The organism is Dokdonia sp. PRO95, from assembly GCF_000355805.1.
GTDB lineage: Bacteria > Bacteroidota > Bacteroidia > Flavobacteriales > Flavobacteriaceae > Dokdonia.
In genome coordinates this window covers 2,062,107-2,081,803 of record NZ_CM001837.1, presented here as the reverse complement: position 1 = coordinate 2,081,803, position 19,697 = coordinate 2,062,107, and the positions used below count along the sequence as shown (strand labels likewise).

General features: G+C 35.7%; 15 protein-coding genes. 8 read left to right on the top strand and 7 right to left on the bottom strand.

Going from position 1 to position 19,697, the window contains the following annotated elements; all coding sequences use genetic code 11:
* Positions 1–114 precede the first annotated feature (114 nt).
* From D017_RS09385 to D017_RS09360, 6 genes are all read left to right on the top strand, one after another.
* The gene (locus D017_RS09385) at positions 115–1,725 is read left to right on the top strand and encodes a hypothetical protein (protein WP_035336179.1); all 1,611 of its coding nucleotides are present in this window, start codon (positions 115–117) and stop codon (positions 1,723–1,725) included.
* Between the two features lie 167 nt (positions 1,726–1,892).
* The gene (locus D017_RS09380) at positions 1,893–2,465 is read left to right on the top strand and encodes a hypothetical protein (RefSeq protein ID WP_035336178.1); all 573 of its coding nucleotides are present in this window, start codon (positions 1,893–1,895) and stop codon (positions 2,463–2,465) included.
* A 2-nt stretch (positions 2,466–2,467) separates the two neighbouring features.
* Positions 2,468–4,312: a sensor histidine kinase gene (locus D017_RS09375; protein ID WP_035336175.1), complete on the top strand. Its 1,845-nt coding sequence runs from the start codon at positions 2,468–2,470 to the stop codon at positions 4,310–4,312.
* Positions 4,309–4,929 (top strand): response regulator transcription factor, encoded by a 621-nt coding sequence (locus D017_RS09370; RefSeq protein ID WP_035336174.1) that lies wholly within the window; start codon positions 4,309–4,311, stop codon positions 4,927–4,929. The genes D017_RS09375 and D017_RS09370 overlap by 4 nt, the downstream gene beginning before the upstream one ends.
* A gap of 158 nt (positions 4,930–5,087) precedes the next feature.
* Entirely contained in the window at positions 5,088–6,500 is a 1,413-nt protein-coding gene (locus D017_RS09365) for a hypothetical protein (protein ID WP_035336172.1), read from the top strand.
* 18 nt (positions 6,501–6,518) lie between these two features.
* Positions 6,519–7,028: a WG repeat-containing protein gene (locus tag D017_RS09360; protein WP_035336171.1), complete on the top strand. Its 510-nt coding sequence runs from the start codon at positions 6,519–6,521 to the stop codon at positions 7,026–7,028.
* A gap of 229 nt (positions 7,029–7,257) precedes the next feature.
* On the opposite strand, the gene D017_RS09355 is transcribed toward D017_RS09360, so the two are convergent.
* The 3 genes from D017_RS09355 to D017_RS09345 form a co-directional block, all read right to left on the bottom strand.
* Positions 7,258–7,476, bottom strand: coding sequence for a hypothetical protein (locus D017_RS09355; protein ID WP_035336170.1), 219 nt, complete (start codon positions 7,474–7,476; stop codon positions 7,258–7,260).
* 357 nt (positions 7,477–7,833) lie between these two features.
* Positions 7,834–8,493 carry an HAD family phosphatase gene (locus tag D017_RS09350; RefSeq protein WP_035336169.1) on the bottom strand — a complete coding sequence of 220 codons (660 nt, stop codon included), beginning with the start codon at positions 8,491–8,493 and terminating at the stop codon, positions 7,834–7,836.
* A gap of 3 nt (positions 8,494–8,496) precedes the next feature.
* Positions 8,497–9,798: a D-arabinono-1,4-lactone oxidase gene (locus D017_RS09345; protein ID WP_035336167.1), complete on the bottom strand. Its 1,302-nt coding sequence runs from the start codon at positions 9,796–9,798 to the stop codon at positions 8,497–8,499.
* A 369-nt stretch (positions 9,799–10,167) separates the two neighbouring features.
* On the opposite strand from D017_RS09345, the gene D017_RS09340 reads away from it, so the two are divergent.
* Entirely contained in the window at positions 10,168–11,808 is a 1,641-nt protein-coding gene (locus D017_RS09340; protein ID WP_035336165.1) for an ATP-binding protein, read from the top strand.
* On the top strand, positions 11,808–12,473 hold the full coding sequence (locus D017_RS09335) for a response regulator (RefSeq protein WP_035336163.1): 666 nt from the start codon (positions 11,808–11,810) through the stop codon (positions 12,471–12,473). Before D017_RS09340 ends, D017_RS09335 begins: the two co-directional genes overlap by 1 nt.
* Before the next feature lie 1,519 nt (positions 12,474–13,992).
* On the opposite strand, the gene D017_RS09330 is transcribed toward D017_RS09335, so the two are convergent.
* Genes D017_RS09330 through D017_RS09315 form a run of 4 tightly spaced genes read right to left on the bottom strand, consistent with a single transcriptional unit; the run spans position 13,993 to position 19,696 of the window.
* Complete coding sequence (locus D017_RS09330; protein WP_035336162.1) at positions 13,993–14,397, bottom strand: hypothetical protein; 405 nt, start codon at positions 14,395–14,397, stop codon at positions 13,993–13,995.
* Between the two features lie 52 nt (positions 14,398–14,449).
* A complete protein-coding gene (locus D017_RS09325; protein WP_035336159.1) occupies positions 14,450–16,201 on the bottom strand; it encodes a hypothetical protein in 1,752 nt (583 codons plus the stop codon).
* Positions 16,191–18,410, bottom strand: coding sequence for a hypothetical protein (locus D017_RS09320; protein WP_035336158.1), 2,220 nt, complete (start codon positions 18,408–18,410; stop codon positions 16,191–16,193). The genes D017_RS09325 and D017_RS09320 overlap by 11 nt, the downstream gene beginning before the upstream one ends.
* Positions 18,410–19,696, bottom strand: a complete 1,287-nt coding sequence (locus D017_RS09315; RefSeq protein ID WP_035336156.1) for a BatA domain-containing protein — start codon at positions 19,694–19,696, stop codon at positions 18,410–18,412. The genes D017_RS09320 and D017_RS09315 overlap by 1 nt, the downstream gene beginning before the upstream one ends.
* Position 19,697: the final 1 nt, after the last annotated feature.

Here is a 19,697-nt window from a genome sequence, read left to right as displayed (position 1 = left end):
CATGGGGTTTTTTATTTTATCAACTAAAAAAATAAACTATAAAATACCTACAATTGGGTATGGAAGTGGGATGAATGGATTTTTAAGTTTACCACATCATTAAAACCATTCTAGATGTTTAAATCAATTCTTTCAATTGTCATTGTGTTATTTTTTACACAGGTAACAATAGCTCAAAGTGTAAACGACACCTTAGTATTTGACAAAAACGCCTCCCTAGATTTTTCTAATAAAGTAAGCGTAATCCCTTCGGGCGAATTGGTTTCTTACTATTCTTTTGACAAACTTGTTCTTGCAGATCTTTCTTCATTATTACTGGGAGGTACTACGCCTAGCGAAGGGATAGAAGCAACCTTTGATGAAAGTAAGTCTAAGATTGCGATAAGCGGGACAGTATATACTGGTGATCATTCCTTGCTAACCGTAAAAGGGGACTTCAGTGCTACAGATAATGGAATTTATTTTATAGATGAAAATAATGGAAGTACAAACGCAAAGTTTTCTTTAAACTACTACCATAGTTTTGGTGGAGTGAGGTCGTATAACAAACCCTCATCAGACCTAGATGTGAAGAGAGGTTTCTATAAGATAGAAAAAGCAAAACAGTTAAAGATCGCGCAACTTGTAAAAGATTTTTATTACACCACTACCCTTCTAGAAGATGCCGGCATACCTGTAACATCCATCAAAATTAAAGATATTAATGCAAAACAGTGTAACGCTCAAGATTGTAGTAACTCAAAGCTGGTGACTTTTAATAAAATAATCAAAAACTTTAATTACACTCTTGATGTAGCAGCTATAGACCAGACTTCCATAATGTCTGACACAGCATATATTACTTCTAATAAATTAGAAAGCAAAAACAACAATAATGGTTTTAATCTCATAATAAAAGATAACTCAGAGACTAGAATTGTTGAAGATGAAAAACTCTCGAACAATTTAAATGCAACCTATGACATAGACGCTGTGATTAACCGATATGAAGAAACAATTGCTAGTATGGATTCCATCTCTACAAAACTAGCTGATTTAGAACAAAAAAATGCTCAACCGTACTGGAACAGCAAGCGCCTTTTTTATTTAGGAGCGTCACCATTTTATATACGTGAACAAATCAAAAGTGTCTATACCGCTAATCAATCACTGAGTTTTAGTGATCAATTTATCGACACAAAGGGAGATTTATTTGGTGTAGAGGGACAGCTAGGATTTTTTTATGAATCAAAAGAGAGAAGATATTATACAAAGATGATATTTGCTAGAGCTAGTGTAAATATAGCTAGAGGTTCAAATGCAGCTGCTTTTAATAAGAAAACTTATTCCTTCCCTGCTACTCCCATTGACACCTTGACTTCTGGTATAATTTCTACACCTAATCTCATTCAAGGTAATCTAAATAAGAATGGCTTTGATTATAACTATGCCTTTACCACTGCTTTAGGTGTAGAGCTTTTCTGGTTTACTACAACACATTTTGGTCTTTTTGGTCAAGTAGGCTATAACAATCAAAATTTTGATGTAGGCCAAGGTAAAGATATGGAGATATACAAGCTGCGTCTTGGGACAGTTATAAATCTCAAGAACAAAAAGAAAAACTTTGCTACACTCCAATTATTTGCAGACAGATCTGATCTAAGTTTATCTCCTAATAGTACCGATAAAGATTTGAGATTTGGATTTAAGCTAGGCTTGCCTTTCAATTTCACACAAAAGTTATGATTCTTAAATCTACTTATAGAAGATTACATCCTCACATGCTTTTCAACAATCACTTTATTTTCAATATATTGTAATCCAAGACCATAACAAATCATTAAAATATCACTACCCTATTTATAGATCAACTCTATTATTTTTAAAAGATTGGCAATCAAGAACACTGCACTATGATAAATATTACAACTAACCAAAAACTAAAACAAGAGATGGCGAATTTTGAAAATATTGAAGGAGAATACAAAAGAGGAAAGCAATATTTTGATTATAAAGTAAGTATCAATATACCTAATGAAGTATATACTGAGGATGGCACGGACTATAGCTTACTTTCATCTGAAAATAAAACAGTAAATATTTGCAGAACATTATTCTACAAGAAAAAACCTGTTGGGATTTTAGTAGTATATAACTTTCAAGTTGTAGAAAAAGAGGTTAAAGATAGAGCTACTCAATTGATCACAATATCTGAAGATGGTAAGCTTGTAGGAATAGACCCGGAATTCAATGAAAACCTTGCCATAATAGTAGTACACGAAGAAGACGAAGACCTTTTTACAAAAAAAGTTAGAAAAGGAATTGCAAAATTCATGAGTGAAAATTTCATAATTGGACGTGGTCAAACTCAAAAAATTCCTGATGCTACAGAAATTCAAGAGGCTATTTCTAAACTAATAAAAAAGGAAAAATCAGTCTCCCCTCTCACTTCAAACGGCGGTGTACTAAAACCAGGCACAAAATAAAAATGCCTGTAAAAAAATACTACAAATTACTACTCTTAATCTGCGCTTTGAGCATCCAGCTTAATGCGCAGATTAAAACTATAGACTCTTTGCTACAATACAAGCAAGTAGATAAAGCTGCCTTAGTATTGGAAGGTTTTGAGTCCTCAAAAGCTGACAAAGATGTTCTTCTTAACATACAAGTCTTATTCAAAATGTATGAAAAGAAAATGGATACAGCGTCTGTTTATCTTAAAAAGATCGATAGCACAGCACTTTCAGGTATAGACAGAGCATACTACTACAAAAGCCTTGGTAAATCTTATAGCTATGCTAACCAAGAAGATCTTGCCTATCGCAATCTCACTATTGCCCAGAAATTGTTTGAACAATCTAACGCTCCCATTCAAGCAAATAGATTAAACTATGAGCTGCATTATATTATCAGTTCGCAAAAGCATCTAGCTATAGAAAACAAAAATTTGCTCAATACGTTGTTGACTAATAGCGAGCAGCTCAATGACCCAATAGGCGAGTTACTTGCTAGAATAGGCCTTGCAGCAGCAAAATTTGATGCTACTCACAAAAAAGAGTTTTTCTCTCAAATGAATAAGGCAAAAGCAATTGCCAGAAGAATAGGAGATTCATCGCGAGTGGAGCTTTATCACAGCTACATAGGCTTGTATTATTCAAGTTTTACGACGCAACAGGATTCGGCTATTTATCATTTTGATAAGTCGTTGCAGCTTTCAGAATTATATGGAACTTCAGACGATCTGTTTTATGCATATCTCAATAGAGCTACCGTACCTCGCTCTAATGAAAATTACAAAGAGGCGATTACCTATATGCGCCGAGCAGATAAGATTGGGATAAAACAGTTCAAGATAAATAATAAACGTAATCTCTATAATTACCTCTCTTCAGATTATAAAAATATTGCAGCTCTTGATAGTGCGCTCTACTATCAAGAATTATACATACAGTATACCGATAGCGCACAAATAGAAAGTCAGAATAAAAACTTGACCTTGTATAGAACGCGCGAACTAGAACTAGAAAATGAGCTCGAGAAAAAGAAACGTTTACTTAATCGCTCGCTCCTTATTGCCGCAATCCTTGCGCTTATTGCAATCGCCATTACAGCTATCTTCTTGATTAAAAATCAGCGTAAAAAGAGATTACTCACGGAGCGAGAAAACGAGATACTTTTAAGAAATCAAGAACTCTCCAGCATAGACGCGATGGTGGAAGGTCAAGCAAAGGAAAGACAGCGTATAGCAGAGGATCTACACGACAACCTAGGTGGGCTTCTTGCAACCTTAAAGCTGTATATGGAAAATCTTAAGGTTAAGAAAAATAGGCTTGAAGAAGAGCAAGACACACTCATTAAAAAAACAGATGATATACTTGAGCTTGCCTATCAAAAAGTACGCAGCATTGCTCACGAGCGCAACTCTGGAAATCCTATTTCTCTAGGTTTGCTTCCTGCTATTAAGGAGTATGCGGCACAGGTTTCAGGTGCAAACCAACTGGTCATTGAGGTGTTTTCTCACGGGGAGGACACTCGTATAGGTAATGCGGTGGAGCTTACGCTTTTCAGGATTATTCAAGAACTTATTACAAACACAATTAAGCACGCTTTCGCGAAAGCGGTAACCATCGACCTCACTTATTTTGAAGATAAAATTAATCTTGTATTTGAAGATGACGGCAAAGGATTTGATCCAGAAAGAACATCATTAAAAACAGACGGAATGGGCTTATCTTCTATAGAAAGACGTATAAAGGCGCTTGACGGAAACTTAACAATAGACGCCAAAGAAGGTCGCGGAACGTCAATCATAATCAACATCCCAATAGTATGATACGACTCGCCATTGCAGAAGATCATTTGAGTTTTAGTGAAGGGATTGCACTCTTCCTAAAATATGAGACAGATATTGAGCTCGTAGGCTTTGCAAAAAATGGTGAGGAATTAATTGACTTAGTTCGCAAAAAGAGACCATCGATTGTAGTCACAGATGTACGAATGCCCATTATAGATGGCATAGCAGCAACGACACAAATTTTAAAAGAATTTCCAGAAACTAAGGTGATTGCCTTCACAATGTTTGATCAAAAGAAAGCGATTGACCAGATGATTGCTGCAGGTGCAAAAGGCTATGTACTCAAAAACTCTAGTCTCTCCATACTACTTGAAGCCGTGCGTAAAGTAAATGCTGGCGAAGATTATTATGACAAAGGTGTTGCTACTCCCGCCTCCTCTCAAAATAATGTAGGAATTAATGTGCTCACACAGCGACAAAAGGAAATCCTAAAACTCATTACAGAAGGAAAAAACAATCCTGAAATAGCCGAACTCCTATTTATATCGAGAAGCACAGTAGAAACACATCGTAAGAATATGATCCAGAAATTAGGCCTTAGTGGCTCAGGAGAATTATTGCGCTATGGGTTACAAAAGCGATACGATTTTGACTAGCGATAACATCCTAGTATCTTCTTAAGAAACTTTAACTGCGTTGAGAACGAGTTAAATCTATAAAACAAGTAATCACTTACATACCATATTTACCCAAGTTTGGGTATTTATCTTGGGTATCTAAGATTTTATTTTTGAGTGAATTAAAACCATTCAAAATGAGAATCTTCTTAACAACCATTCTAATTTTAATCAGCAACTATGGGTTTTCTCAGTCGTACGACTATGACAAAGCAGAAAAAGCCCAAGACAAAATATATCGTGGCACCAATTTGAAAACTGGAAAATTATTTTTTCAGGACATCTATGGTACTACAGCGATTGTGACATACCCAGGAGGCAATCCCGAAACTATCCCCGTCTCTGTAATCAAATCAAATATTAAAGTATTAAATGAAGTAAAGGCAGATTGGAACAACCCAATCGACGGTGATATAATAGTGATAACTAATTACTATAAAGATTTTAAAAGGATTTGTAATGATGATTCTAGGTACTGTAATAGTATGGACAATTATCACAAAGATAAAATCATAAACGCTGAAGGGTATTGGAATCAAATGTATGCCGCTTGGAATAAACTATTAACTTCAAATCAAAATATCACCAATGATGAGGACAGTGAAAACTATTCAAATAATACGAGCAATACTAACTCGAAAACAGATAATAGTGATAATGCAACATCCAACGAAAGTAATGATACAAATTCAACTGATTTTAGCGTAAAAGAATCTCCAGCAGAAAAGGCAGCTCGACTAGATAGAGAGCGAGGAGCCGAAATTATGCAAGAAACACAAGATCGTGTCGCTAGCATTAAGACTTCTTCTCAACAACTAGGGAATGCTGTAAGCCAAATCTCAAACAGTATAGTTTCTGGACTACAAGAAAGAGATAGAAGAAAAGCTATAGAGAGCGAAAAAAAAGAAAGAGCATATCAAAACGCTGTTGCAAAAAGAGATAATGATATAGCCGCAATAGCAAAAAAACAAAGCCTTATTACTGATGAGAAAATGGCTAGTCTAAAAAAAGCCGAGTTTGCTAATTGGAATTCTTATAAGCTTAGCCAAAACATTAATAACCTCATAAATTTAAGGCGTCTCACACTAAGAAACTATAAGAGTAAAAGTTTACCTAAAGACATTGAAAAATTAGTAAACCTAGAAAGCCTAACCTTAGACTTGTACTCTACAGGAGATTTAACTTCAGATCTATTAAATGGAGGGTCTTTTACCCTAAACTCAGAGATTAAAGAGTTAAGTAATCTTAATGATATCACATTTATTGGAAATGGTTACTTAACCCACATAAATGTTGACTCTTCTGTTTTTGAAGAATTAGATAACCTAGAAACGTTTTCTGTGTACTCTAAATATCTCAAATCACTACCTCAAAGTTTACTAGACAGTGAATATGTTGAAAAAATCGAACTCTATTATCATCCAAAGAATAGAAAAAATGCAAATAATGACCAATTAAAAAAAGATTTAAAATATATCAAAAGCAAGACATGCTTAGTAGTAAAATTTCAAGATGGCACGAAGCCAATTTTTGGAAAGAAGTGTGATTAACAACCTAATAACTATAATATGAAAACAGTAAAATTAATTTTGACAACAGTAATTCTATGTGCAGTACAACTCTTGAATGCTCAAGACGGAAAAGAAATGATAGGAAAGGTTTATGAGTATGATAAAGTTCTAGATTTTTTTTATGATTGCTTTGAAGACGAACCAACCTTTCAAGGTGAAGAACCGCTAGCCATAGTAAAATATGAGGGTAAATACGGTGTTATTAACAAAGCCAACGAAGTTGTTATCCCTATAATCTATAAAGAACTAGGCGAGAGATGCCAAGGATTGTTTTCTGTAAAATTAAACAAGAAATATGGCTTCATCAATACTAAAGGAGAGCTTGTCATTGACTATAAATATGATGACTTGTTGTACGGTTTTGGAGGTGCACAAGGATATAAGGATGACCAGTGTGCTGTAAAATATAAACGTAAGTGGGGCGTAATTAACACCAAAGGTAAAATTATTAGAAAGTTTAAATATGTTGATGTTTGGGATGTCCCTGCCACTAGGAAGATGAACTAGTATAAATCCACACTTAACAAGTGTGAGAACTATTAATTATTATCTGTGGAGCTAAGGTTGGATTGAATTTATATATTTATAATACAAACCCCGCAAACTATATAGTTTGCGGGGTTTTTCGCTTTAATGAATATCTGTTAACATCGTCGAGATGAAATCTCAAATCATTTTTTACAGTATTGATTATAAATTTCTACTGTAGTATTTTGAAATAATTTAGTCAGTAATCTTATTGTTTTGATTTTTGTTTTGCGTCCTTATGAGCATTGTCTTGCACTGCATTTTCTTTATTAGAAAGTGTATTGCTTCCAGCTTTATCAGTCTCTCCAGCATCCCTTTTAGGTTGCGATGAGTCCTTGTTTTGATCTCCGTATTGATTTATGTGCTTATCCTTATGTACACCGTGCTCCTTATTATCAAGATCTGCTGCTCTTTTAGTATCGTCCATAATGCTTATTATATTAGTTTTCTTTTTATTTTCTTCAAATTTGGAACAAACTCATCATTAAAAGATCGTTTGTTCTTTATCCAGTCGTAGGTATAATAACCTAGTTGAGCGACTGTCACTATTCTGAATATTTTACCTACTAATTTCATGTGATCTATTTTAGTTTCACATAAATTTAATTGGACACTAATATATTTTAAGCTGGATTATGACATTTTAACTAGCAACCGTTAAATACCTATAAATGATTCACCTACAATGGTGATATTTTAAGTTTTACTAAAGAATGAGTAATAATAACGACCTGAACTGAAGACCATCAAATATTCAAATGCTCAAGAAAAGAGCTATTATTAACTAAGAAGCTATAAGCTTATCAATAGTTCCCATGGCATCAAACAGCGAATTAAATTGATAATTAGTTTGACTTATGATATTTTCAGTAACTACACAATGTGATTGTATGTAAACAGATTTCATACCAGAATTTAAAGCTGCTTGTAAGCCTAGCGCACTATCCTCAAAGATGTACACATCTTTAAAATCAGCGGGTTTTATATTTAAACTATTTGCCAACTTTAAATAAGGTTCTGGGTTAGGTTTTGGATTTACGTAATCTTCATAGCCATACATCACGGGTACTTCAAACTTCCAGAATTTTATACAGTCTTTTACAAAATCACTGCTCGCGTTACTGGCTATACCATAAGGTATATTGTGCTTTTTTAGATATTCAAAGAGCTTTTCAACACCCTTATAGTGCTCTACTTCATCTATATGCTCAGTTAGGTAATTGTTCTTAACTTTTAGTAGTTCCTCGGCTTCAGAATTACTTCCAAATTTTTCACACAATATCTCTGATATAATTATTGGTGATGCGCCAGATTTAATATCCCCAGAAGTTATTACTACAGTAGCATCCAGCACCTCATTTACAGCAAACTGCCAAGAGGCAAAATGTATGTGCTTACTATGAGCTATTACTCCATCAAAATCAAACAATACTCCTTTAACCATAGATTATAATTTTTCTGAAAAAATAGAAGCTAAATACTTGTTTAAAAACTTATTCGTAGGATCCATAGACTTACGTAAATCTTTAAAATCATTCCACTTTGGGTAGAGTTTAGTTAGCTCAGGGTCTTTTGCAGCAAAGCGCTTTCCCCAATGTGGTCTTCCTCCGTATTTAAGAAAAATATCCTCCACTGTTTTAAATGCTTCATAACTATTTGCACTTGATGCATCTCTTGAAACGCAACCCATCGTTACCGTTTTTCTTTTGTAAGCATTACTTAACCAGCTATCATCACTATCTACAAAACGCACATCCATAGGTATGTGAATGAATGATTTATTTTTAAAACTATTTATAGTTTCTGACAGTTCTTTAAGTAATGAAGGGAATTTTTCAAAATCAACTGTCCACTCCGCAAGTTCAAGCGTTGATCCTCTAGATTTTGTAACTGTCGCCTGATATAAACTTCCTTTATGTTCTTTTCTACTTTTAAAAAACCGCTGGTAAAGAATTTTATTTGCAAAATAGATGGTCCAAGGGGCTGTCTTAGTAAGCTGATATAAAAATTTTGAGGCCTTTCTCCTATTTTTCAAATATGCAGGTCCTAGATCTTCCTCAACGTGTTGATCTTTTGAAATCTTTTTTCCTTTTATCACATAACCCATCCCTGTATGAGGAAGCCATAATATTCTTAAGAAATCATGATTAGATAAATAGCTACTTAGATTCTTTGTCCACGTAGCATCACTCTCAGGTTCTTCAATTAAATGTAGTGTGTATGAATCCTCACATTGCAGTGTAATTGTAGAGAAAGCACCTAGAACTCCCAGAGATACTCTCACAGCATCCATGAGCATATCCTTTTCATCAATCACCTGGATTGAACCATCTGCTTGAATGAGCCTACAACTCGTCATATACGAAGAGATAAGTCCTCCATTAGTACCATGTGTTCCAGTTGCTAAGGCTCCACCTAATGTAATAGTGTTGATGTCTGGTAAACAAGGAATACACCAGTCTAAACTCTCTATTTTTTCTAGAAGGTCTTTAAGTTCAATTCCAGATTGGACAGTTATTTTTTTAGAAGCTTTATCAATACCAATTATCTGATTATAATTTTTGATATTAATAAGTGAGTCAGTCCCAGCAGCAATGTCTGATGATGATTGTTTGGAACCGTAAAACCTAACACTGTCAGCGTTTTTAATAGCTTCTGCAAACTCTTCTTCTGTAGTTACGTCGTAACTATTTATGAATGGATGCTTTACATTTTCATTCCAGCTAATCCAAGTATTTTCTTTCTTCAATTTTTTATTGCAAAGTTATATTGATTTAACAAATTACTATTGTAATTGAACAGTTAATTGGCGCTATTAAATAGAAAAGAGTAAAGAGTCTGATTTTTAAACTACATAACATTTCTATTTAATTTCTAGGTAAGCCTAACCTCATCAAATTAAAGTTTCATTAATAATTATAACACTACACTTTCTCAACATATTTTGCAATTTTTAAAACCTCTCATCTAGATAGACAAGGTTTTGGCATTAAATTATACTGCTATTGATATACAAGTTGTAAGTATACGCTTTCGCGAAAGCGTAACTATACACATCAATACTTCATTACTTACGACCTCGTTATTTCTCACTTACAAAATATAATATCTTTGAGGGATGCAGAAATCTACTATTACAACCCTACTTGTATTTCTAGTGCTCGCGCTTTGTGGTATTTGGACAACACCACTTTCGGCACAGACACCTATAGATAGCACCCAGCACTACTATAGAGTTATTGCATATCCAAAAAACACAGAGAATGTGACAGCAGGAATTAATTACTTCAAGCGCCAACTTGAAAACCCTAATAACGATACAGCCCGTAACAACTATTACTCTGAGCTTATATCCTTAGGATATTTCAATAATGGTGACATTTTTGAGAGTGAAAAAACCACCATTAACCTCTTAAAAGATATTCCTGTAACAGATACACAAACTATCGTTCGTCTTAGAAATAGGCTGGGTAGGTTGCATAGAAGTCTTAATAACCTACCACTAGCCCTAGAAAATTACCAGCAAGCGCTGGCAATGGCCACAAAAAAAGAAGATAGTATTACCATTTCAAATAATATCGCCACCATTTATATGGAGCGCTCATCTTATGAGAAAGCTGCTCAAGTCTTAAGTCCATTTATGAAGGATAAAGAGCGCATAGAAGATAACAACACACTGACTACTATATATGACAACTATGGGTATAGTATTACGCAGTTAGGTGACTCAATAGGTGAGACATTGATGCTAGAAGCCCTTACCATTAATGAAAAAGAAAACAATATCACGGGAAGTTTTTCTACAAATAGACATCTATCGTACTACTACCATCAGCAAGGCAAAGAAGCACTAGCTAGAAAACATGCCCTGATAGCAAGAAATATTGCTTACAGCCTTAACAACCCTAGATATCAACTAGAAGCCCTCGGACTGGCAATTGATATAGGTGCTACAACAAACGCCGTTGTATTTAAAAAACTCTCGGACAGCTTAGACAGAGTAGAAACTCTTCAAGAATATAAATATGTAGCTCAAAAATATGAATACGACACTTTCCAAACGCAAGCAAAAGAAAGCGAGCTTATAGCGCAGCAGGAGAAAATCAACAAAACACGCTACCAATATTTAGCCTTGTTTATTGCAGTAACTACTGTAGTTATTATCATTTTTCTTTCATCTCGCCATAGGAGAAAGCGACTTGAACAAGTATATATTACAGAAACAAAAATCTCAAAGAGATTACACGACGAAGTTGCAAATGATGTGTATAAACTAATCTCACAAGTGCAAACTAATACGCACAATGAAAGTCACTTACTAGACAATCTAGAGCACATTTATAGTCGAACTCGAGATATATCTAGAGAAAATAGTTTTATTGAGACAGAAGAATCTTTCCAAACATCCTTAAATGATTTGTTAGTGGGTTATAAAACTCCCTCTCTCAATATCATTACAAAAGGTATCGACAAGATAGATTGGAATCAAATTCCAAAAGCCCACAAGACCACTATTTATAGGGTATTGCAAGAACTCATTACTAACACTAAGAAACATAGTAAAGCAACTATAGCCTTTGTTGAGATTTCAAAGGAAGGTAAAAAATTGCATATTCTATATAAGGATAATGGTATAGGCGGCGCTATAAATTCTAAAAATGGTTTGCTTAATGCGGAATCCCGTATAGAAGCTCTAAAAGGAACAATTACTTTTGAAAGTAAGTCTAACCAAGGTTTTAAAGCACAGATCAAGATATAATGTTTCAAAAAGTAATTATAGCAGACGATTTAGGAAGCGTTAATGAAGGTGTACAACACATTCTTACTACCTATCAAGTTCCCTACATAAAGCAGGTTCAATATTGTGATGAGGCATATAAACTCATTAAAAAAGCAGAAATGGATGGTAAACCTTATGACCTCATAATTTCTGATCTCTCATTTGTAGCAGACCACCGCAAGCAACAATTTGCATCTGGAGATGATCTTGCAGCTACTTTAAAGAAAGAACACCCTGAGCTCAATATTATCATTTATTCTGTAGAAGATCGCTTCCAGCGTGTGAGGCAGCTATATAATGATACGGGGGTAGATGCCTTTGTATGCAAAGGACGAGAAGGAATCTCAGATCTTAAAGAGGCTATTAACACTGTTTTTAATGGAGAACGTTATGTTTCTCCACGCGTTGCAATGGCAATGTCTAATAATGCAGATTTAGAAATAGATGAATACGACATTACCCTCATGCGGTTACTTTCTTACGGGTACTCTCATGATGAAATAAGTAAAGAACTCGTTGCTCTCAACGTGTCTCCCTCGAGTCTAAGCGCTATTGAAAAAAAGATGAGCAAATTAAAAGTAAAGTTTAGAGCTAATAATGCTGTCCATCTCGTTGCATTAGTAAAAGATTTAGGTCTAATTTAGAAATATCCCTAAGAAAAATACCCCTAATGCGGTTTACCGTAAGCTAATCATTAAAAAATCTTGTAATCTTACTACGACTTAAAATCATGGGGGAATTTAAGTCAAGGATTGTTTGTAGAGGATGTTCATTCGGGCATCCTCTATTTTTTTTTATAAAGACCTAACAATCAAATATCACCAAATATAAAAATGTTAAAAAAAAATAAAAAACGCCCAAATAAAGGAAATCCGTAAAAGACCTATAAGAAAATCTCGTATCCTTGTGACGGCTTAGTTGCTAGGGGTTTCTAGGTCAAGATTATTTGCATTGGGCACCCACTTGGGTGCCTTTTTGTTTTAAATACACACCTAAGAAGTCCGCTTTCGCGAAAGAAAAACAAAACGAAACCTAGTTCATTTATAGTTTTCTTAAGACTATCTATTGACTAAAAAAAATAAAAATGAACTCAATGCGGTTTCCCGTACGCCATCTTTTTGTAAAGTTCGTATCCTTGTCACGGCTTAGTTGCTAGGGGTTTCTAAGTCGGGATTGTTTGTAGAGGGTTTCCATTTGGAGACCCTTTTTTGCTTTACGCAATCTGTAAAATACTCAAAAATCTAATGAATTTTCCAGAATGTGAATACACCTTAGAAAGTGTATGCTTATTAAATTTCAATTCTTTTTTTAACTTTAGTATCTAGCTTAAATTAATACTATCCAAAGCAAAAATCAAACCTACGGTCTCACAGCAGAACATCCAGTTATAGTAACTGATGTAGCTACATCTTATTCTTACCTCGATGGGTTAGTAGCTCTAGATAGTAACGTAAGTTATCGTCGTATTAAAAGTATGTTTTCGTCCTCCGTTAATGGCGTTCTAGATAAATATGAAATAGTGTTGAAGGACGAGCATTACTCCTTTCTATTTATTTATCCTTACGCAATGGAAAATGATTTTACTATAGCCGAAATTTTCGAGGCATTAAGTAATTAACATTACATTCAGACCACTATTCTACGACATAGCATCTACCTAAGATTAATTATCATGGTTTTTTTCATCATAATTAGTTTAAAATCTATCCAATTTTCGCGAAAGCGAACCTCAACAACCCGCTTTTTCAATCTTTCCTATTCTTTCATAAAATGATCAAGCTCAAAACTTAGAAGCTCCACACTCTTATTTTATGCATTTTGTCGATTAATTAGGTATTTCATAGAATACATACGACTTGTTATTTTAAAAATGATGGAGAAGATCATGTATAGGTAATTTAGCAGTGCAGAATGACTTACTCACCTAGCATATCGAGTATTACTCGACACTAGAATAGAAAAAGGAGTTTGATTATCCCTGCAGAAAAGATGTTTTTATAGATTGTTTATTAGATTGAATTCCCCCAAATTTTCAATTTGGTTTTGAGTAATGATTTGTTACCATACTTAATTTAACCTGATTGTTTTGCAAAGGCTATCCATATGGATAGCCTTTTGCGATTTATAGATAATCGTAAATCAATTTAATTATAAGAGTAATAATTATGTCTTAGTTTTTCTAAACACGCGTATAAATACCCATCCAAAAAAGAGCATAAAGATAAAATCATTAAGACCATAAATGCTATAAAACACTCCTGCAAAGGCGTCCCGCTCATATACTGTAGAGATTGAATGACTTGTAAACCACTGCAGATATACAATAACGTAAGCCAACTTCTCTACAGCAAATACCGCTATGAGCCATGGCACAGCTGCATAACTTTTTGCTACTGCTATATACGCAAGTCCCCATAAAACGATAGCTATAAGTCCAAAGTAGCCCATTACTTCTGGCTGTGCATCCATCATAACTTGATTTGTTAACCCTCTAGATAATAGTAAAACACCTAGCACATTAGAGAAGCCAGCCATTACAAAAAGCTTAGAAATAATTTTCGAACTCATAAATTGATGTTTTGTTAGAGATTAAATAATCACTCAAAAAAGGCAAGTAGTCTCACCCACCTTCTAGTCTAGGTGCTAGCCATAAATAGCCCATAGCTAAAATAAATATGATAAATAACCATAAACGTTCCACAGGTTTCAAGACTGATTGAGTGGCTACACTTTCTTGCTTTTCGGTAAATGTGCGCTTATTATGCGCAATTTGAGTAGACGCTTTTAGCGTTTTCCAGTCAGTATCAAGAGGAATATAATAGTTTCTTATTGCCGTGGTGTCTTTCTCTAGATGTAATTCATTCCAGCCTGTTTGTGATGGGTAGACCGTTCCCTCCCATTGATCTTCTAGTAAAAGATCTTGTCGCAATAATATAGCAACCTGCTTACTATCTAGAACCTTTGGAGCAGGTATTGCTGTGCGTAGCTTAAAGCGAAAAGGTGCATTCTTTACCCCTAGCTCTTCTTGAAACTCCCAGTGTAAAACGGGTAATTCTCTCTGGCTTATTGCGCTCAATATAGAAGACCATAAGTAATTGTAAGCAGCCTCATTACCATCAAGTACGAGCTGGTAGGTATCTGTAAGTGTAGTACTTCCCCATCTGCCAGCACCTCGCTGAGCATAAGCTGCCCACACATTTCCATTTTTTGAAATAATAGGTTGTACTAGTGCTCCTGCGTCAAAACTATGTTCCAGGGTAGCCATCTTAACCTTTGGCCAGGCTGAGAGTGAGGCTTCTTTTTTATTGTTTCGCTTAAAGCGAAAACCAAATTGTTTACCATTATTTACTACTGCCAAATCTGGCTGTATAAATACACCAAGACCTTCACGCGATACTTGATTATTAAGTGCTCTGCGAGAACCGCTAGACAGACCATTATAAGAACTAGCGTCCATAATCACCACATCAAACGCTGAAAGATTTGCGCTCGTAAATCCATAAATAGTCCCTTGCTTCCTATTAAAATTCTCAAATTTGTACCGTTCCTTGGTAAGCTGACTGCGTACTAGCACTTCGTGCCCTTCGTCTGCTAGGTAATTTTTTAAGTACTTAGTTTCAAACGTGGGGAAACCATTTATAATTAAAACACTTAAGCGTTCTTTTTCTTTGATAATTAGAGGTAATGGATTTTCAGTAATAATTGAACCCAGACTGTCTTTTTCAATAAGTTTATACACATACCTTCCACTTACTGAAGTTGTGGCTTGTAACTCAAAATCAAATGCATCACCTCCAGAAACCGTTACCGAATCAAGAGTATTTCCTCCAGCATCTTCTAGTAACAAGCGATGCCCTTTTGCAGGTAATGAATAAATCCCGCGAACTGAAAGGGAATCTCCTACGGTTGCAGATTTATTATAAGCAAGTTTTGTAATACCGCTCAATCTTTCACCTGTTAAATAGGTAGTTGCCATAGGTCGTAATTGCCAAATATCATAAGAAGCAATACCATTCCCGAGTATATAAGCAGTACTTATAGCCTCAAGTTGTGAGGGATTAAAACCATCACCATCATAATTGATAATTTCTATGTCCTTGTAGAGTCCCTGTAAGCTATCTACCTGCTGTTGTTTATAAGCTTCTGTGAGAATTATACCAACGCCCATTGTACGTGGCACAGCTTTTACTGGCTGCAGTAACATCAATGCAAGACTAGCTACTGCAATAATAGCTACTATTGCCTTTAAAAACACGTATTTAATGCCTGTAACGCGGAGTTCTTTCCATATAAAAAGACCCCACAATACTGCGGCGCCAGCAATTACAGGCAACATCCACTCTTCATGTATAAATGATATATTATCGATCACCCGTCTGTAGTTCTTTAATGAATATATCTTCTAGTTTTCCTCTGTATGGCTTAGGAGTAATTGGCATTGCATCATTTACTGGCAATGCTTGTAACAAACCGCGTTGTACTTGTCGCAGTGTAGTTGCTGGTTGTTGCTTTTCCTCTGTGAGTCTTTTGAGTTGTTGCAAGGTGTTAAGATGTCGTGCAGGTTCTTGTATTGCAATTATTGCTAGCTCTTCTCCTGCATTAGCAAGTATCGTCTTATCTGAAGCTGTCAAAGGCGTCTGTTCAGCAATATGATTTTCAAGAAGCGCAATACTTTCCTCCATATTTACATAGGGATTATTAGCCGCTATTTGTTCGGTTTTGTAAAAATTTTCAATCTCCTTGAGATCTCCAGAAAGTCGCTTGTCTTCCTTAATAGGCGGCGGATCAAATCCTATGCGATGCACATAGATACGCGCACTGTTTTTTATGTCTTGTATTAATGTCAATGCCTTGTATTGATAAGGTAAGGACTTCTTAGGATCTGCAAGACGAAGGTGTAGCTCTGCATCCCACATTTCGGCCATGGCTTGTTTGAGTTTGCCGCGCAAGGATTCTGTAAAAAGGGTTGATTCTTCAGGGTCATCGTGATTGTGCACATATCCCTCAAGTATAGATTTTTCACCTTCTTCCTCACCGCTTTCTTCATGATCATGTTCTTCTGGAACAAGATTATGCTCATTCTCACTATCGTGATCATGTCTAAAACCTGCCGTGGGATCATCTGCATCAAAATCTTCGTGAGAGATTTCTGGAGTTACCGCGATACCAGAATCTGCCTCATCACCCATAAACTGACCGTACTTTAATCGTAATGCTTTCTGATCAAAACCTAAATCATTACTTCGCTTTTTAAACTCTTCTTCTGTGAGTTGTGGTTGTTCTTTTATGAGTTTCTCCGTATCGATAATCAACTGTCGCTGGCTCCTAAAGTAATCTGGCATCAAATCGGCTCCTAGGGTTCCCTCTACTCCAAAACCATCGCTCACCGTATCTTTTATTACTGCAAAGTATGTCTCGCTACGTGTGATATTAGGTCTTGGTGTTTTTTGATCACTTACCTCAACATAAAAATACAACTCATCTCCTAGCTCCATCTTCAGCTGATCTAAATTAATATTTTTAGATAATCGCATGGATTTCTCACCTACTTGAACCGACTGATTAAAAGCCAACTTTTCCTCTCTAAATTTTACAGACTCTCCTTCTCCTTTACTTACCGTGGCAATAATGTGTGCTGCTGCCACTCCATAATCGTCACTTATTTCGGCAGTAAATGAGAGCTTTTTATTATCCGCATGATCAAATGAAGTGAACTGTGGGATGTTTTTAATTTCTACTAATGGTGCCTTGTCTTTCACCACTTCAATCGCATAAATATCTGATGCGTAACTAGCCCCAAGCGTATCTGTAAATTTAAAATTATAGTAACCAGATTGTGTGGGTTTGTACGCTTTCGCGAAAGCGGTACCATCACCCCTCATCTGATCATTAACTCCTATTCCTTCCACCATAACCTCACTCACCTTACTGTCAAAATCTAATTGCCAATATAGCTGTGATCCCTCAACAGCTTTTGTGTTCATCAAACTAGAAGTACGTGAACCAAGTTTTGTGTAAGCTGGATAACGAATGGTAAGCTTCTGATTAATGAGCATAGGCGGCTTATATGCCAGAGCAACAGAATCTGTCACAGAAAATGTGATAATCTCCCGCTCAGGTGTAGTTCCATTAGTACGATTTATGCTCTTTCCTAATGCATAAAAAACTATAACACCCACCAGTATTAATGCGCTTGCTGTAATCGCAGCATATCGCAATCTCGTTTTAGGTTTGACAGTGGTAATTTCCTTTGATAAGAGTGTGGTAATTTTCTGTTGTTGTAATTGTGCAAGCCCTGACATTCCCTCTGATGAGGCCAACAATAAACTACTACTATATTCGGCATTATCGAGATGTTTATCAATGTACGCACTCACTGTACTTAGATTGATTCTCCAAGGTTTAATCATGAGCACTGCTATTGCAGTTACTACTATAAAAGCGACAACACCTATTGAGAGATTTGTGGTAATCAGTGCACTACAAAGTCCAGCTCCGACACCATAAAGCACGGCTTCTAAGCTTCGCAATAACTGCCAGCGCTTCATGTACTTCTGTATGAGTTTTATCCCTTCTTGCATTATTGTTTACGTATTCTAGAGAGTATGCGCTCGGTTACGAGGAGTACTAAAAGCAGTATCCAGAAGATACTTGACATATCTGCTTCTACCTCTTTTTTCATTGTGGTAGCGGGACTATTAATGGTTTGTAGTTGCTCTAAACTCATCACTCGATTATCAAGGTCTGTTATTTTTGTATTCAATTCTTGGTCAAGATGGAGCCATGTAAGTAATTGTGTTACTAGCGGCTCTTCGGTTATGAGTTTGGGCGTTAGTTTCTTAGTAAGTATCGAGGTAGTTGCTGTAGGTCCTGTAACAATAAGCGAATTTGCAATTTCATTCGGTCGATAATATAGCGTAGGCATCTCGCGAGCTACCATAGATTTATCACTCAAGTCAATCAAATAATCAATAGTCGTCGTATCTATTTCTTCACCGTCTAATATTGTAGTAATTGTAATCTCTCTCTGAGTAAACTGACTAATCGCACGTAAGGCAGCCTCTAGATAACTACGTTCGGCATCATGTTTTTTATTATAGATAATTGTAATCTCAATAGGATAATACTCTTTTATAGCAATGGTTCTAGAATTACCATTCGTTCTGATCTCGACGCTGTCTTTTGCAAGATTTAATGCTGCATCACGTACTGCTATTTTCTCTTTATTTATACCAAGTAGTTGTGCCTCGCTTAACACATTAATGATTTCTAAACTATCCTTACGAGCAATTGCAACTAGTGACTGCTCATCCTGCTTATTAGTTTCCACAAGAATCCAAGTGATGTTCTTTTTTATAGTAGGCCTTTTGCCTTGTAACGCTTTCGCGAAAGCGTGTGTAAAAACCACAATACTATCTGTAGCTAACTCTTCCATCTCTCTAGCGAGCTGCCAATAATTAGGCACCACCTCTTTATTTGCTATTACATCTCCAGTCTCCCACAGTGGAAAATCTTCTTGTAATAATCGCCTTCCTTCCAGCGGTATTTGTTCAAACCTCGCTAGACCATCTGCTGTGGAAAGTAGCGAAGGCTCAAAGAGGTAAGCAACCTCCTCCTTATCGGGAGCTTTTGTAATATGAGGTTCTGCAAGAATCACAACCAGCGTGCTAATAATCAAGCAACGCAATAGTAGCAGCCACCATTCATTAAGCTGGATACTATTACTCTCTTTAGATTTTGTAGGCGCGATAAATTGTATACTGCCCACTTTGATGGTGCGCACTTTCTTGCGACTCCACAAGTGGATGATAATTGGGATTGCGAGTGCGAGTAGTCCCCAGAGATATGATGGCTGTAGTAGTGTCATA